The organism is Companilactobacillus muriivasis (assembly GCF_036246245.1).
In the GTDB taxonomy this organism is placed as follows: domain Bacteria; phylum Bacillota; class Bacilli; order Lactobacillales; family Lactobacillaceae; genus Companilactobacillus; species Companilactobacillus muriivasis.
On record NZ_BTTQ01000008.1, the window covers coordinates 117,655 to 135,742 of the forward strand.

Consider the following 18,088-nt stretch of genomic DNA (forward strand, 5'->3'; position numbering starts at 1 on the left):
ATTTAGTGAGGATTAAATCATGAAGTATGAGTGGCGTAAACAGGAAAAAAATTTGTATTCAACTAAGAAACAACCAGTAATTTTGACGGTTCCTAAACAAAAGTTCATTTCATTACATGGAATTGGAAATCCTAACGGTCCTGAATTTGCTCAAAAAATTCAGACACTTTATCCATCTGCCTATGGAATCAAGGGTGCCTATAAAAGATTTTGTATTGATAGGGATGTGGAATATGAAGATTATGTAGTTTTTCCATTGGAGGGTGTCTGGTCATTGACTAAAAAAGGTCAAAAGATGGATCATTTGGACAAAAATGAATTCAGTTATGACATCATGATTCGAATCCCTGAATTTGTGCCAGATGAATTGATTCAACCAACTTTGGAAGACGTTAAGAAAAAGAAGAATTTACCTGAGATTTCAGACATTGAAATAAAAGAATATCCTGCTAAAGAAGTTGCTCAAATCTTGCATGTTGGAAAGTATGATGATGAACCTGCCAGTTTTAAAAGGATTGACGAATTTGTGGCAGAAAATCAGAAACAACGTGTTTCAAAGATTCATCGAGAAATTTATTTATCGGACGCCAGACGTGTTGCCCCAGAAAAGTTGAAAACAATTTTAAGATATGAAATTAAATAGTATCAAAAGGGGCTGTGACATAACTAATTTTGTTTTAAATGTGGCAGTATAAACGTGCAACAAAACATATCCTTTTCCACTCAAAACAAAAAATCCTAGTAATCCAAAATCGGATTACTAGGATTTTTTACTTTAATGCTCTAAAGCTGACCATATTTTGTCACACTCTTTTGTTATTTCTTATTCAAATATGACCAACTATCAATCGGAGTTCGATCATCCTGCAATTGAACTGAATCAGTATTGTAGAGGTCAGTCGTAGATTTATTACCATTCTTAGAATAAAGGCTAGTTGATTTATCGCCTAAATCATTTCGAATTTTTTCCATCTGTTGAACTTGATTTTGATATGAATAATTAGCCGGATTGACAGGATTAAATCCGCTTGGTGTATAGAATCTCAACAAGTTTTTATTATTGATATTATCTGAAGTCTTTAGCTGTAAATCAACGTCATATTCCCATCGATCAATTTTCGTCAAAAGTTCTGGATTATTGCGCATATCAATTTTTTCGCCAGTAGCGTTGGAATAAACTTGCGTACTTGCGCCACCATTGCGGAAGACTGTGTATTGTGGTGTGATGAAATCCTTATTTCTAAAGGCAACAATTTGACTATGATGTTTCGAAAGTAAGTCAGTTCCAAGTTGAACGTACTGTTTCGTATTAACTCCGGCTAAATGTAGGATAGTAGGTAAGATGTCAATTTCGCCACCGTAAGTATGTTTGATACCACCTTTTAGGCCGTCCATATGAATCATAAATGGAACTCGTTGCATTTGCGTATCATTGAATTTAGTCCAAGTGTCGGGTGTTTTACCGACCATAGTTGAAAGTGCCTTGTGTTGCGTATCATTCAGGCCGTAGTGGTCTCCGTATAAGACAACCATGGTATTTTTGTCCAAGCCAGAAGCTTTGAGATAATTGAAAAATTCTTCAACCGACTTGTCCAAATAATGAGCTGTTTTGAAATAGCTATTAACGGTTGGATTAGGATTATCAGCAGTTTGGAAATCGGCATTGTCTTCATCTGAAAATTGATAGCCAACGTGATTGGTAATAGTTAAAAATTTAGTGTAGAAAGGCTGTTGCATCTGTTCAAGATACTTGGCACCTTCCGCAAATAAAATCTTATCTTTGACACCGTAACCGTTCAACGACAAGGTATCAGGGTCTTTAGTATCGTAATAGGTTTCATCAAAGAAGTAGTTATATCCCATATTCTTATAAGTTACATTTCGTCCCCAGAAACTACCGATATTACCGTGGAAAACGGCACTCGTGTAGTTTTTTTGTTGCTGCAAAATAGCAGGAGCAGATTGGAAAGTATTGTCTCCACCGAGTTTCTGGAAGAATGATCCTTCAGGTAATCCAAAGAGGTCAGATTCAAGCATTGTTTCAGCGTCACTTGTCCGTCCGCCTCCAACTTGGTTGAAGAAGTTATCATAGGAAAGGGTGTTTTGGTCATTGTAAAGACTGTTTAGAAATGGTGTAACTTCTTGACCATTAATCTTCATACCGATTAAAAATTGTTCAAAGCTTTCCAAATGAATGACGATAATATTTTTGCCATTGGCCTTGCCGAAGTATTGAGCGTTAGGGGCAGCGTAATGGTCCTTGGTATAGTCGAGTACTGTATCAACTTCAGTCTCGGTGGCACTAGAACGTACTTGATCATTTTGAATTGAACGAACCGAATCATAGGCTAGAAAGCTGTTAATACCTAAGTATTTGACGATATAAGAGTGGTCAAAGGTTTTCCCAAGTAATTGGGGACGATTGGCTTCAGAGCCTGCCAAATCGGCTGAGAATAGCGCCAGACCTAAACAAGTAGTTGCTAAAGCAGTGACTTTTCGAAAAGGTCGTTTATCAATTTTTATAAAGTGAGTAGCGAACAAAATAATTATTATTATGAGGTCAATGAAGTAGAAGATATCGCTGAATTGCATGGCACTAGCGGTACTTTTACCAAGACCCTTAGCAACTTTTGAAACACCTGTAATAGTGCTGACAGATAGAAAGTCACCGTTTTCACGATAATAAAGGATGTTTGCGTAAATAAAGATGGTATCCACAATATGAATAATACCCATAACGATGTAGGAGAGTTTCGGCTTATTAAGGTAAAGTGCCAAACTCAACAAAAGAACAGTTGTTGCGAAGGGATTCACGATGATAAAGAAGTATTGCCAAAGGTTATTGATGGCAAGTGAAAATCCCATGAAGTACGCAAGAACTGATTTGTACCATAAACAGAGAACCAACAAGGTTAGAAAACCTAGTCTCGTGTTTAAAATGGATTGAATTTTTTTCATGTTTTTCCTCGTAACTAAAAAGTACCATGCCGCAGGCGGGTGCAAGAGATGAAGCCTGCTGTGGGACCGGCTCGAGCCGAAGTGCGGTCTCGACCCTCGCTTTTGAACTTCGAGAAAACCACTCGAATTTCAAAAGACGTCCTGTGCTGTAAGACTGGAAAATCGCCAGCCTAACAGCACTACCACTGCGGTCTTCATCTCTTACACCCGCCCGCTAGTTTTTTGATTATTTGTTTTGGTGTTGATATTTGTTATGTCTATTAATCAGCAATTAAATGTTTTTTTGTTCCTAATGGAAATGACTAAGTTTTAATGATAATCAGATTAATGTAGAAATAAGTATCCATACAAATAAATTAGCCGAAGGTGGACATCAAGGCAGTCTGCTGTGAAGGTGGCGTTATGGCTTTAGCCATTACACCACGGGGCGACTTTGGAGACTTGTGTATTTTGCAAGGCTTCAAAGCGAGGTTCGAGACCTTGGCTCGGACCGGTCCCCATAGCGACTGCCTTGATGTCCACCTTCGGCGGCAGACCACCAAAAGACCCACCGGTTAATAATACGTTATTTCCAGCAATAAAAAAAGCCAGCGTTTGCTGACTTAATTTGATGAATCGTTATTGCCCTTGAGAATACTGGACCAACTGTCGATTACAGTTCGATCACCATTTAACTCCGGAGCGTCGGTATTGTACATGTTAGTAGTTGTTTTATTGCCATTCTTAGAATAAACACTGGTTGATTTCAAACCGAGGTCATCACGTGTTTTAACTAATCTCTGGATTTCGTTTTGATAACTGTAATCCTTGGAATCGATTGGTGTGAAGCCTGTTGGCGTATAGAAACGTAATAGATTCTTGTTATTAATAGTATCGGATAATTTCAACTTAGTATTAACGGCATCTTGCCATTTAGCAACTTTTTCTTTCAAAACAGGATTCTGATCAAGATCAACTTGTTCACCAGTACTATTTTTGAAGACTTGAGGATTGCCATCGCTATCTTTTAAGACAGTGTAGTTTGGTGTAATAAAGTTCTTATTACGGAAAGCCACGATTTGACTGTGATTCTTCGATAATAAGTCGGTTCCTAATTGAACATACTGTTTAGTATTGATACCCGCCATGTGGAGAATAGTTGGTAAAACATCAATTTCGCCACCATATGTGTGATTGATGCCACCTTTGAGACCTTTCATATGAATCATAAATGGAACTTTTTGCATTTGCGAGTCATTGAATTCAGTCCAGTCACTGCTGTCGACACCAACTAATGGTGCTAGAGCAGTATTTTGACTGTTGGAAAGTCCGTAGTGATCACCGTAAAGGACAATCATTGAATTGTCATAAATCCCACTAGATTTCAGATAATCGAAGAATTCTTTTAAGGCATTATCCAAATAATGAGCTGTGACAAAGTAGTTATTAACTGCGCTGTTATCGGTATTTGGAGCCTGGAAGCCATCGTTATCTTCATCTGGTAAATCGAACGGATAATGGTTGGTAACGGTGATAAATTTGGCGTAAAACGGTTGTTGCAATTGTTCGAGATACTTGGCACTTTCGGAAAGCATCAATTTATCTTTCATACCATATTGCATACTTGAATCGGCAGTTTTATTGTAGTAACTGGAATCAAAGAAGTAGTCGTAACCCATGTTTTTATAAACGTTGTCACGATTCCAGAAACTACCGACATTACCATGAAAAACAGCACTGGTATAACCTTCTTTTTGTCCCAGAATGGCAGGAGCAGCTTGGAAGGTATTGTCAGTACCAAGCTTTGAGAAAAGTGATCCCTCGGGTAATCCGAAGAGGCCAGTTTCAAGCATATTTTCAGCGTCACTTGTTTTACCTTGACCAACTTCATGATAAAAATTATCGAATGATATCGTATTTTTATCGTTATAGAGGCTGTTCAAAAATGGGGTAACTTCTTGACCATTGACTTTGTCGTTGATCAAAAATTGTTGGAAACTTTCCAAATGGATAATAATAATGTTCTTTCCTTTAGCTTCACCAAAATATTTGGGATTTGGCTTGGCATAATTTTGTTTGGTATAGGAAAGCACATCGTCCATATCAGTTCCGACAGCTTCCGAACGAACTTGATTGTTTTGAACCGTTTTGATGGAATCATAAGCTAGAAAAGTGTTGAGTCCCAAGTACTTGACGATATAGGCGCGATCAAAGGTTCGACCGAGTAGTTGTGGGCGATTACTCTCGGCAATTGTTAAATTAAGTGAGAATAAAAAGATTCCCAAAAAAGTTGTTGCAATTGCTGTTAATTTTCTCATTGGTCTGGCGTCAATTTTGATATAATGGGTAAGTAACAATATAGCGATAATAATGAAATCTAAACCATAAATAAAATCATGTGGCTGCATCATATTGGCAGCACTGCCACCGAGGCCTTTGGAAACTTTAGAAACTCCGGCAATCGTGTTGAATGATAGAAAATCGCTGAACTCACGATAGTAAAGAATATTCCCGTAAAGTAGGGCTGATTCTAAGACATATATAACGCCCATAACGATGTAAGATGCTTTGGAACGGGTTATGTATAACGCTATACTGAGTAAGATAACGGCTGTTGCAACCGGATTGATGATCAAAATCAAATGTTGTAACGGGTCCGAAACGCCTAGTGAAAAATCGGCGTAATAGGCAATGACCGTTTTAAACCATAGGAAAAAGATTAGGAGTCCCATGAACCCTAGTCTTTTATTGAGGATATTTTTTAATTTATTCATTGATAATTCCTTTTTTGTAAAATTTCTTTAATAAATCTATTTAAAGCCTAAATAAAATGCTTAATTGTTAGTATAATACGATATAGGTAAAAAGTGGGAAAGAATGAGTAAAATGATATTTTTAGGACCGTTGTATGATTACATATACAAGCTATATGCAATGAAAATCAATCATTTTCCATTGATTAGGCTTTCCTTTTACGCTGTTGATAAAGCAATATTGTATACCTTATTTTTTATTGTCTTGAGGTTTCTGTGGATAAAAATTAAGAACAAAAAGACGAACTTTGGCCGGGAACTCGGGTTGGCCGTTTTTGCGTTTTATGTTTTCCTACTTTTTGCTTTAACAGTTTTTCGGGATGGCTATTTCTTATGGCAATTCAAATTTTATTTCCATCGACCATTGTCCCAAATAAATATTATTCCGCTCGTAGAAACATTTAAATTATCAAAAGGTCAATCGTTAGTTGACTTTTTTTATAATTTATATGGTAACATTGTGTGGTTCGTACCAATGGGAGTATTTATCCCAGCATTGACCAAAAAGCACCTTGGATTCTTCCAGGTTGTCCTGATTGGTGCCTTGATTTCAACTTCAATTGAGACTTTACAGTTCATTTTGAACACCGGAGTCACTGACATTGATGATGTGATCTTCAATACTCTTGGAGCCGCGGTCGGATATTTATTATATTTTGTTGGAAAATGGATAAAAAAGTTAATAAAAATTTGAAATTTTCTGCGAAAATGATTAATCTAGTTTTGACGATATATATGGAGGAGAGAAAATGTCACAAATTAAATTTGATGATTCAAAATTAAGCAAGTTTATTCAAGATAATGAACTTGGCGAAATGCAAGCACTTGTTACAGCTGCTGACGATGAACTACGTAAGGGTACCGGTGCCGGTGCTGACTTCCGTGGTTTCATCGACTTGCCTGTTGATTATGACAAGGATGAATTTGCTCGTATTAAGAAAGCTGCTAAAAAGATCCAATCTGATTCAGAAGTATTTATCGGAATTGGTATTGGTGGTTCATACTTAGGTGCCCGTGCTGCAATCGACTTCCTAAGCTCATCATTCTATAACGTTAAGAATGAAAAAGATGTCCCAGAAGTTTACTTCTGTGGTAACTCAATTTCTCCAAACTACATTGCTGATTTACTAGAAGTTATCGGTGACCGTGACTTCAGTATCAACGTTATTTCAAAATCTGGTACAACTACAGAACCTTCAATCGCTTTCCGTATTTTGAAAGCTAAATTGATTGAAAAATATGGTGTTGATGGTGCCAAAGGCCGTATCTATGCTACAACAGACCGTGCTAAGGGTGCTTTGAAGACAGAATCAGATGCTGAAGGCTACGAAGAATTCGTTGTTCCTGATGATATCGGTGGTCGTTTCTCAGTTCTTACAGCCGTTGGTCTATTGCCAATCGCCGTTGCTGGTATCGACATTGACAAGTTGATGGAAGGTGCTGCACAATCACGTGAAGACTATTCATCAGCCGATCTTACAAAGAACGATGCTTACAAGTATGCTGCTTTGAGAAATATCTTATACCGTAAAGGTTACACAACAGAATTGCTAGAAAACTACGAACCAAACGTTCAATACTTTGGCGAATGGTGGAAGCAATTGATGGGTGAATCTGAAGGTAAAGATCAAAAGGGTATCTACCCATCATCAGCTAACTTCTCAACTGACTTGCACTCATTAGGTCAATATATCCAAGAAGGTCGTCGTAACCTTATGGAAACTGTTGTTCTAATCGACACACCAAGACATGATGTTACAATCCCTGCCGAAAAGGATAATCTTGACGGCTTGAAGTACTTGGAAAACAAGTCAATGGACTTTGTTAACAAGAAGGCTTACGAAGGTGTTGTTCTTGCACATACTGACGGTGGCGTTCCTGTTATGTCAGTTCACATTGAAAAACAAGATGCCTTTAACTTAGGTTACTTGATGTACTTCTTCGAAATTGCTGTTGGTATTTCTGGTTACTTGAACGGTATTAACCCATTCAACCAACCAGGTGTTGAAGCATACAAGAGAAATATGTTTGGTCTTCTAGGTCGTCCTGGCTATGAAGAACTAGGTAAAGAATTAAACAAGCGTCTATAATTTATAATAATTAATTTGGTAGTAGTCTTTTATTAGGCTACTGCCTTTTTTTTGTCTTAAAAACTGCCGCCTACGGGTTCCAGTGATTCCGACGCTATGGACCGGTGCGAGCCAAGGTCTCGCGCCTCGATTTTGAGCTTTGCATAAACCGCAAATCTCAAAATACGTCAGTGGTGTAAGAGCAGAAATTCACTGCTCTAACGCCACTCTCAAAGCTGTCTCCATCACTGGAACCCGTAGGCTAACGTATTTAAGAAAGTCAGTTGTCTCAAAGACTTCTGATTATTTAGGATTGGATTTAGATTAATGAGTTAGTTAATAATTAAATATTGGCTTAAGAAATAAATAATCGAAATATATACAAAAGTTTAGACATAGATCAAATATGTAGAAAATGAATTAGTCGGAAGAGCTGAGAGCGAGAATTCACCCGCTGTGGGTGTGGTGTTATGGCTTTAGCCATTACACCACCGGGCGAGTTTGGAGACTTACCGGTTTTTGGTAAGGCTTCAAACCGAGATTCGAGACCGTACTGTGGCTCGAATCGGTCCGCATAGCAGGCGAAATTCTCGCCCTCAGCTCTGGAGATGGCAAAATTCCTAACATAAGTGAAAAATCCATTGTGCGATATTAATACCTGTATTATTATTAGAACACGGGGGATTTTATGCTTAAAAATAAAAAGATTATAACGGCAGTCATTGCCATTGTCGGGGTATTAGCAATCGCTCTTGTTGCTTTTGCTGTAAATGCTAATAGTACAGACTCAGTTGAGGCTGAGTCTAAGACAGCTAAAGTTTCTAAGAAAGCTAAAGCTAAGGTTGCCAAAAAAGTTGCAGCCAAAAAGAAGGATTGGGACGAATGGAAACATCCCTCTGAATCGAAAGCTTATCCAGATTTAAATAAATATAAGGATGCTTATATCGAAGTATCAATTGCTAAACAAAGAGTTTATATCAAAAATAATAATGATGTTCTTTACACTATGAAAGCAGCCACTGGTAGTAAGGATTCACCAACTCCAAAGGGAAACTTCCAAATTCAGAATCGTGGAGATCATTTCTACAATGCTGAATCAAAGGAAGGTGCCAATTATTGGACTTCTTTCAAGGACTGGGGCGTTTATTTGTTCCACTCCGTTCCGACAGATGAAAAAGGCAAGTATGTTGAAAGTGAAGCTCATAAACTGGGTGAACCTTCAAGTCATGGTTGTGTCAGATTAACGATTCCTGATGCTAAATGGATTAACACTACTGTTCCTGACGGTATGAAAGTCATCGTTAAATAAAAATTGAAGACATGCAAAAAGCTCTCAGTAAATCATAATTTGATTTACCGAGGGCTTTTTTAGTTGGTGCTTAATGAGAATGGCAATTCTTCGTTGCTAGCATCTGCAGGCAATAAACATAAGTTTGAAACGAGTTCGCCGCCAGATGTCAATTGAGCTTGTTTTATAAAACGTTGTGCTAACTTTTCACCATTTAATATGCGTGATTCCACAAATTGATTTTGAGGATAGTTACGTTTTGAACGGATAGTGAATTTTTTACTACCTTGAATGTTCAAGACAATTTTATCGAATTGTGAGATACCAAAGACATATTCGTCTGATCCTGGGCAAACAGGGTAGAAACCAAGACAGGAGAAGACATACCAGGCTGACATTGAGCCGTTGTCCTCATCTCCGGGATAGCCATCAATTGAGTCGTTGAATTGGTTTGATAATTGTTTGACCAACAGTTGAGTATATTCTGGGTGGTCTGTGTAGGTGAATAAGTATGGAAGGTGGAAACTTGGTTGATTGGAAATGGCGATTTGCCCAAAGTCGATGGCAGACATTTCCGCCATTTCATGAATTTGGAAACCATAGCCACCAACGTTGAAACTTGGTTTTTGGTTAGCCAATTTAATTAACGTCTGTTCGAAAGTTAAGTCTTTACTGTAAAGGCTCTTGAGGCCATTAATATCATGGTAAACAGCAAAACTATTTTGCCAAGAACTACCTTCAGTGTAATCGTCGCCCCAACTAATGGAGTCAAAGTCAGGTTTGAATTCGCCTTCTGAATCCTTTGGACGCATCAAGCCAGTTTTAGGGTCGAAAATATTTTGGTAGTTTAAAGCTGTTTTTTCATATTTGGCCGCTAATTCGTCATTACCAACTAATTTGGCAACCTGTGAAATACAAAAATCACTGAAAGTATAGTCGAGCGTTTGGTTAACTGATTCCTTGTATTTGTCGAATGGAAGATAACCGTATGAATTAAAGTCACCCATACCAACTCTGCCTAAACGTTCATCAGAACTTTCAACATTAGCACTCTTAAGCATGGCATCTAAGAACTGTTGCATCTCGCCTTGTGTCAAAATCCCTTTAACTGAAGCATCAGCGATAACGGCATCAATCAAGGTACCAGGCATCATTCCACGTTCCTCGGGAGCAAGCCATTTAGGTAGATAACCGCTCTCTAAGAAGCTGTTGTAGAATCCTAGAAGCATTTGATGGTACTCATCCTTAGCTAACAGTGAGAATAGTGGGTAAACACTCTTACTTGTATCCCAAAAACCATTATTCATATATAAATAACCTGGTTTTACTTCGTTATTATAGAGATCATAATGAATTGGCTCATCATTTTCATCAATTTCATAACATTTTTGTGGGAATAGGAAAAAGCGGTATAGACAGTGATAGAAAGTCGAAACTTTAGCACGATTTCTGTCGGTCACATCGACTAAATCTAGGTAATGTTGCCAACTGTCTTGAGCTGTTTTTTTAACGTCTTCAAAACTGGAATCATTCAAGCGATTTAAGGCAACAGTAGCTTGGTCAAAGTCGATAAATGATGTTGCCAAACGTACGTTGATTTCATCAGTATTTTCGAATGATAAAATCATTGAATCGAAGTCTGGATCAGTCTGATGCATAGTTACAGTCGATTGAATCTTACGGTCGAATTTCAACTTAGCGTAAAATCTAAAATCGTCGTTGAAGTGAGCATCGAAGTTTTGAACAAGTAACTCTAACTCATCTTGATTGGAGTTTAATTTGAACTGACCTTTTTTAGGGATGTGAACAATAACTTTAGGCTCATTTCGATCAAAGCTGTATTTGAAAATTGCTCCATATTCAGTGGGGGCAACTTGTGTGCAAACTTCATATCTTTGATCGTAGATTGAAACTTGGTGAGGGTTAAAAGTAGCCTCATCTGGCCGATAAGAACCAACTTGATCAAAGGATTTACTGCTTAAATCGATTTTTCCAGTTGCACTGGATAATGTGAAAGCTGAGAAATCTCCAATCCAAGGACTAGGTTGGTGAGTAATTTTAATCCCAGCAAATTGATGTGAAGTCGGTGAGAAGTACCAAGATGTATCTTCAAAAGTAGTTTGTGGAACGAAATAATTCATTCCGAAGGGAACACCCGTATATGGAAGTGTATTCCCATGTGAAAAATCAGCAGTGTTGTTAGTACCTTGTCGAGTGTCGATTTGTGAAACTTGCATTATTAGTCTCCTAGCTTTTGAATTGATTGACGGTTGATTAGAGTAACCGGAATAACGGTTCTTTCTGGTGCAATGTAGGCTGGGTCGGTGATGATTTTTAGTAATATCTTAGCCGAGTGTTGACCTAACGAAACGAAGTTTTGATCAATTGTCGTCAGAGCAGGGTAGCTAAGTTTTGAGGCTTGAATATTATCAAAACCAACAATGGAAATATCTTGGGGAATTTTGATATCGAAGTCGCGCAGTTCGTTCATGATTTTAATGGCGACAACATCATTTTCGATGACTAGTGCAGTGATGTTGTTATCCTTAATCTGTTGAACTAGTTCGGTTAAATCATCGTCCTGTTCCAGATTGATTTTCAAAACTGAAGGAACAGTCTGTTTTTCATTCAATGCTGAAAGATAGCCGAAGAAGCGCGATCTAACTGATGCCTCACTCAACTTGGGCGTGACCATCAAGTATGAGATGTTTTGATGTTTATTCTTCAACAGTTCTTTAGTTGCTAAGTAGCCACCGTTAAAGTTATCTGAAGTCACAGCGGGAATTGGCAAGTCTTCGAAGAATTTATCCAAGATAACAATTGGCACGTTGTGAAGATATAAATTAGTAATCGTTTCAATTTCTTTGTTGAGTGTTTCGATGTAGTAAATGACACCTTCGGCAGATTTTATCCGATCAATCGGCAGTTTGCGAAAGACTTCATTAGTGATAGTAGTTAATTGATATTTATCGCCCAAGACTTGTAGCAAACCATTGGTGTAGTCGCCGAATTCATTATTGTTAGCAAAAGGGATTACGAAAATAATCTCTTTTTTTTGTGGAGTTTCTAGTTCAGCTTTCTGAACAATTGTCCCAACTCCGGCTTGACGTGTGACCAAACCATCGTTTTCCAATTCAGTTAAAGCACGTTTGGATGTGATGCGACTAACTTGATAATCAGCAGCTAGTTGAATTTCACTGGGAAGTTTATCTCCAATTGAATATTTTTGATTAATTATATCGTCTTTTAAACTTTGATATATCAGCTTATATTTCGGTTCCATATGTCCAAATCCTTTCTGTTGCATATAATATAGCACAAAATATTGAAAAAAGAACTAGTTTTTTGTAAACGTATGCATTATACTGATTGGACAAATGATATATCAATTGGAGGATTCAAAATTGACAAAACAAATGATTTCACCAGAGATTAAACAATTTATGTCAGAGGTTACTGAAAAGGCCGGTGTAGAGCATGCCGATTGGGCCAAAGTCTTCAATGTTACCTATGCTAATACACTTGAAACGACAGTTAAAAAGATTGCGGATGATGATAATTTCATTTTGACGGGAGATATTCCAGCAATGTGGCAGCGTGATTCAACTTGCCAAGTTCGTCCATATTTAGTTATGGCGCAACAGATTCCGGAAGTATCTGATTTTATCCGTGGCGTTATTAAACGTCAATTCTTCAATATGAATCATGATCCTTATGCCAATGCATTCAATAATGAACCTAACAATGCTGGTCACCAAAAAGATCACACTGAAATGACACCTTGGATTTGGGAACGTAAATTTGAAATTGATTCACTCTGTTTCCCAGTTCAATTGGCATATCTATTATTCAAAAACACTGGTCGAATTGATCATTTCGATGCAGATTTCATCAGTGGAATCAAAAAAATGTTAACGGTTTTTGAAACTGAGCAACATCATATGACTAAGTCAGAATATCGTTTTGAACGAGATGATGACCGGCCTGAAGATACACTGACTCATAATGGCTTGGGCTCACCAGTTAAGGAAACAGGGATGATTTGGTCAGCCTTTCGTCCGAGTGATGATGCTTGTGTCTACGGATATTTAGTACCTGCCAATATGTTTGCTGTGTTGGTTTTAGATTACGTGCAAGAAATTTTTAGTAGTGTTTTGAATGATGAAAAAATTGTTGACCGTGCTAAGAAACTTCAGACAGAAATTAGAGCTGGAATTGAAGAATATGGCACGACTACTAACGCAGCTGGAGAAAGAATTTATACCTATGAAACTGATGGCTTGGGCAATTATTTAATTATGGATGACGGGAACGTTCCTAATTTATTGAGTGCTCCATACTTACATTACGTAGACTTAGACGATTCCACTTATATAAATACTAGAAAAACTATTTTAAGTCCGGAAAATCCTTATTATTATGCCGGAAAATATGGCAAGGGCTTGGGCAGTCCGCACACACCTAAGAATTATATTTGGCATATTGCCTTGGCAATTCAAGGTTTGACATCAAATGATCAGACTGAGAAAGCTCGTTTATTGGAAAATATGGTTCAAACAACTGCCGGAACTAACATGATGCATGAAGGATTCAATGTTGATAATCCAAAAGAATATACACGTGAATGGTTCTCTTGGGCCAATATGATGTATTGCGAACTATTCTTAAACTATTTCGACTACAAAATTAAAGAATAAAGGTAGAAAAAACATGAAAAAGAAAGTATTCGTTGTTTCACACAGTCACTGGGATCGTGAATGGTATATGGGATATGAACATCATCATATGCGTTTAGTTAAATTGATGGACGACTTGCTAGAATTATTTAAAAGAGAGCCAGAATTTAATAGTTTTCACTTAGACGGACAAACAATTATTCTGGACGATTATTTACAAGTTAGACCAGAAAAAGAGGCTGAAGTAAAAGCTTTAGTTGAACAAGGCAAGCTCCGAGTTGGTCCATTTTATATCTTGCAAGATGATTTTTTGATCAGTGGTGAGGCCAATGCTCGTGATATGTTGATTGGTAACCAAGATTCCAAGAAGTGGGGCAAGCCAGTTGATTTAGGTTACTTCCCAGATACTTTTGGAAATATGGGACAAACGGCTCAAATGTTGAAGTTAGCTGATTTGAAATACGCTGCCTTTGGACGTGGTGTGAAGCCAACCGGGTTAAATAACCAAGTCTTTGACAATGAAAAATACGCTTCTCAATATTCAGAAATGTGGTGGAAGGGACCCGATAATTCCAAGGTCTTGAGTATTCTATTTGCTAATTGGTATAGCAATGGTAACGAAATTCCCGTGGATAAAGTGGCTGCCAAAAAATACTGGGCTGAAAAATTAGCTGATGTTGAAAAATATGCTTCAACTGACAATCTGTTGATGATGAATGGTGTTGACCACCAACCAGTCCAACAAGATGTTATTGAAGCTCTAAAAGTAGCTCAAGAATTGTATCCTGATTACGAGTTTATCCACTCTAATTTTGACGATTATTTAGCCGCTGTGGCTGAAAGTGTACCGGAAGATCTCGGTTCAGTTGATGGCGAATTGACAAGTCAAGAAACTGATGGCTGGTATACATTGGCTAATACAGCTTCTTCTCGGATTTATTTGAAACAATTTAATACCAAAGTTGAACGTCAATTGGAAAACATTGCGGAACCTTTGGCAACTATAGCTTATGACCAAGAAAAAACAGCTTATCCACATGACCAATTACGTTATGCATGGAAAACTTTGTTGCAAAATAATCCTCATGATAGTATTTGTGGCTGTTCAGTTGATGCAGTTCACCGTGAAATGATGACAAGATTTGAAAAGTCACAAGAAGTCCGCCAATTTGTTGCTAAAGAAGCACTCGATACAATTGCATCACAAATTAATACAACTATTTTCCCAGAAGACAGTAAGCCATTTGTTCTGCTAAATACGAATGGTTACGAAAAAACTGAATTGAAGACAGTTGAAATTGAATGGGACCGAGCACTATTTGCCGATGGCAGACCAGATGCCCAATTTGAAAAAATGAAGGCAGAAGAACAGGCTTTACCAGCCTTAGAAGTTATTAATTCCAAAGGCCAACGTGTTCCTTTTAATCTTGTTGGGACTAATGTCCGTTTTGGCTATGACTTACCAAAAACTAAGTTTAGAATTCCTTACATGGCACTCTATGTGACCGTTCAAGTTAATATGTCAGCAATGCCAGCATTTGCTTGGGAAACATTGGCATTGATCAAGGCTGATTCAGAACAATTGCCAAGTGAAGAACCAACAATTTTTGACGAAACGAATAATGTACTAGAAAATGACTATCTTAAAGTAGCAATCAAGCATGATGGTAGTTTGAATATTTTGGACAAGAAAACAAACCACGAATACGATGATCAGTTGATTTTTGAAGATACTGGTGACATTGGAAATGAATATATCTATCGCCAATCAGCTGACAAGAAGACAATTCTTTCTTCAGATAGTCCAGTGGCTGTCAAAGTTATAAGTAATAATAGTTTGGGTGTCGAAATTGAATTAGTTCAAACAATGAACTTGCCAGTTTCCGCCGACGAACGTTTAGCATATGAACAACAAGCAGTAATTGATATAACTAAGCGAATCGCCAACCGTTCTGAAAAGACCATGCCAGTGACTTTTACCACAACAATTACAATGTCGAAGGATTCTGACCAATTGAATTTCAAGACATCATTCAATAATCAAGTAAAAGATCACCGCGTGCGAGTACTATTTAAGACCAATTTGAAGACAGATAAGCATGTGGCAGAGTCAATTTATGAAGTAGTTGAACGCCCGAATGCTGTAAACGATACATGGCAAAATCCAACTAATCCACAACATGAACAAGCATTTGTTAATATTCACGATGACAAAAATGGTGTAACAATTGGAAACTTTGGCTTGAATGAATACGAAATTCTACCTGAAGATAATACAATTGCCATCACACTATTACGTTGTACCGGCGAAATGGGCGATTGGGGCTACTTTGAAACGCCGGAAGCTCAATGTTTAGGTGAATATTCAGGAGAATACAGCCTTTCATTCCAAGATGGATCAGAAGAAAGTCAAGTTGACTCATACCAAAAGGCCAGAAATAACCAAGTCGAAATTCAAGCAGTTCAAACAGGAATTCACGATGGAAATAGAAAGTCAATTGATGCGTTTATTAGTTTGAATGCTGAAAACCTTGCTGTAACAAGCTTGAAACAAGCAGAAGATGGTAAGAAGAATGTTCTACGTGGTTACAATTTGACTAAAAACGAATCAAATGTTGAAGCTGATATGTTATCAAAAGCTGAAACAGTGAACTTTTTAGAAGAAAAAATAGATGATAGGGATGTGAAGGTTTTACGTCCAGCAGAAATCAGAAGTTACAAGTTTTAGATTTAATGAAATTTGATTAACGATAAATAGACTATAAATGACGCCGTAAAGGTATGGTTTATAGTCTATTTATTTGTATATTGATAAGTCTATATGAATTAAAAATTTCAATTAGTCGGAGGAGCAGAGAGGTAGGATTCACCCGCTGTGGGTGTGGCGTTACGGCTTTAGCCGTTACACCACCGGGCGAGTTTGGAGACTTACCGGTTTTTGGTAAGGCTTCAAACCGAGATTCGAGACCTTGGCTCGAATCGGTCCGCATAGCAGGCGAAATCATACCTCTCTGCTCCGGAGACGGCACTTTTAGTAATAGTGCACAAAAATACCAAAAGATTTTAGTTGTTTTGTATTTTTAATGTAAGCGTTTTTCAAATAAAATGGGTATATCAATTAAAGACAAACATAATATAAATAAATAATCGTGAGAGGTTCTAATTATGGTAGAAATTGATTTAAATCACATTTATAAGAAATACGCTAACTCTGAAGAAGATGCTTATGCAGTTTCAGATTTTGACTTACATATCAAAGATAAGGAATTTATCGTCTTCGTTGGACCATCAGGTTGTGGTAAGTCAACAACTCTTCGTATGATTGCTGGTTTGGAAGATATTTCTAAAGGTGAATTGATCATCGACGGTAAGTATGAAAATGATACAGCACCTAAAGATCGCGATATTGCCATGGTTTTCCAAAATTATGCTTTGTACCCACATATGACCGTATTTAATAACATGGCCTTTGGTTTGAAGTTGCGTAAATACGAAAAAGATAAGATTGAAGAAAAAGTTAAATACGCTGCTGAAGTTTTAGGTTTGGAAGAATATCTTGACAGAAAGCCAGCAGCCTTATCTGGTGGTCAAAGACAACGTGTTGCTTTAGGTAGAGCCATCGTTCGTGACGCTCCAATTTTCCTAATGGATGAACCATTATCTAACTTGGATGCTAAATTGCGTGTTAACATGCGTGCTGAAATTGCTCGTTTGCATCAAAGACTTAACACAACAACAATTTATGTTACCCATGATCAAACCGAAGCTATGACAATGGCTGACCGAATTGTTGTTATGTCAATGGGTGAGGTTCAACAAATCGGAACACCGCATGAAGTTTATGCAACACCTAAGAACAAATTTGTTGCCGGTTTTATCGGATCACCAGCAATGAATTTCTTCGAAGTTGAATATAAAGATGGAATTATTAAAGATGGGCAAGGACTATCATTGAAGGTTCCCGAAGGACGTGCCAAAGTTCTTAATGAGAAAGGCTACAATGGCAAACGCGTTACTTTAGGACTTCGTCCAGAAGATATTCACGCTGAAGGTGCTTTTGAAGAAACATGGCCAGAATCATCTGTTAAATGTGAAGTTGTCGTATCTGAATTATTAGGCGCAACATCAATGCTTTACTCAAAAATTGACGGGACTGAATTTGTTGCTATCGTTGATGCTCGTGATTATCACAAACCAGGCGATACAGTAGACTTAACTTTTGATTTGAATAAAGCCCATTTCTTTGATGACAAGACAGAAGAAGCCATCAGATAATAACCTAATGCCAATATTTCATAGTCTAAA

The 18,088-nt window shown here is 37.5% G+C and carries 11 protein-coding genes; 7 read left to right on the plus strand and 4 right to left on the minus strand.

From position 1 onward, the window contains the following. Positions 1–19 precede the first annotated feature (19 nt). Entirely contained in the window at positions 20–643 is a 624-nt protein-coding gene (locus tag AAA923_RS09855) for a GyrI-like domain-containing protein (protein WP_338216741.1), read from the plus strand. A 173-nt stretch (positions 644–816) separates the two neighbouring features. On the opposite strand, the gene AAA923_RS09860 is transcribed toward AAA923_RS09855, so the two are convergent. Beyond that, positions 817–2,958, minus strand: coding sequence for an LTA synthase family protein (locus tag AAA923_RS09860; RefSeq protein WP_338216743.1), 2,142 nt, complete (start codon positions 2,956–2,958; stop codon positions 817–819). 602 nt (positions 2,959–3,560) lie between these two features. Continuing rightward, positions 3,561–5,711 carry an LTA synthase family protein gene (locus AAA923_RS09865; RefSeq protein ID WP_338216746.1) on the minus strand — a complete coding sequence of 717 codons (2,151 nt, stop codon included), beginning with the start codon at positions 5,709–5,711 and terminating at the stop codon, positions 3,561–3,563. 112 nt (positions 5,712–5,823) lie between these two features. On the opposite strand from AAA923_RS09865, the gene AAA923_RS09870 reads away from it, so the two are divergent. From AAA923_RS09870 to AAA923_RS09880, 3 genes are all read left to right on the plus strand, one after another. Then, positions 5,824–6,444, plus strand: a complete 621-nt coding sequence (locus tag AAA923_RS09870) for a VanZ family protein (RefSeq protein ID WP_338216800.1) — start codon at positions 5,824–5,826, stop codon at positions 6,442–6,444. Positions 6,445–6,499: 55 nt separating this feature from the next. Then, complete coding sequence (locus AAA923_RS09875; protein ID WP_338216748.1) at positions 6,500–7,840, plus strand: glucose-6-phosphate isomerase; 1,341 nt, start codon at positions 6,500–6,502, stop codon at positions 7,838–7,840. Positions 7,841–8,507: 667 nt separating this feature from the next. Continuing rightward, the gene (locus AAA923_RS09880) at positions 8,508–9,128 is read left to right on the plus strand and encodes a L,D-transpeptidase (protein ID WP_338216750.1); all 621 of its coding nucleotides are present in this window, start codon (positions 8,508–8,510) and stop codon (positions 9,126–9,128) included. Positions 9,129–9,187: 59 nt separating this feature from the next. On the opposite strand, the gene AAA923_RS09885 is transcribed toward AAA923_RS09880, so the two are convergent. Both AAA923_RS09885 and AAA923_RS09890 read right to left on the minus strand, forming a co-directional pair. After that, positions 9,188–11,344, minus strand: a complete 2,157-nt coding sequence (locus tag AAA923_RS09885) for a GH92 family glycosyl hydrolase (RefSeq protein ID WP_338216751.1) — start codon at positions 11,342–11,344, stop codon at positions 9,188–9,190. Positions 11,345–11,346: 2 nt separating this feature from the next. Beyond that, positions 11,347–12,390, minus strand: coding sequence for a GntR family transcriptional regulator (locus tag AAA923_RS09890; protein WP_338216753.1), 1,044 nt, complete (start codon positions 12,388–12,390; stop codon positions 11,347–11,349). A gap of 121 nt (positions 12,391–12,511) precedes the next feature. On the opposite strand from AAA923_RS09890, the gene AAA923_RS09895 reads away from it, so the two are divergent. From AAA923_RS09895 to AAA923_RS09905, 3 genes are all read left to right on the plus strand, one after another. Further along, complete coding sequence (locus AAA923_RS09895; protein WP_435890174.1) at positions 12,512–13,804, plus strand: glycoside hydrolase family 125 protein; 1,293 nt, start codon at positions 12,512–12,514, stop codon at positions 13,802–13,804. Positions 13,805–13,817: 13 nt separating this feature from the next. Continuing rightward, on the plus strand, positions 13,818–16,511 hold the full coding sequence (locus AAA923_RS09900) for an alpha-mannosidase (protein ID WP_338216755.1): 2,694 nt from the start codon (positions 13,818–13,820) through the stop codon (positions 16,509–16,511). A 437-nt stretch (positions 16,512–16,948) separates the two neighbouring features. Continuing rightward, positions 16,949–18,058, plus strand: a complete 1,110-nt coding sequence (locus AAA923_RS09905) for an ABC transporter ATP-binding protein (protein WP_338216757.1) — start codon at positions 16,949–16,951, stop codon at positions 18,056–18,058. The last annotated feature ends 30 nt before the right edge of the window (positions 18,059–18,088 follow it).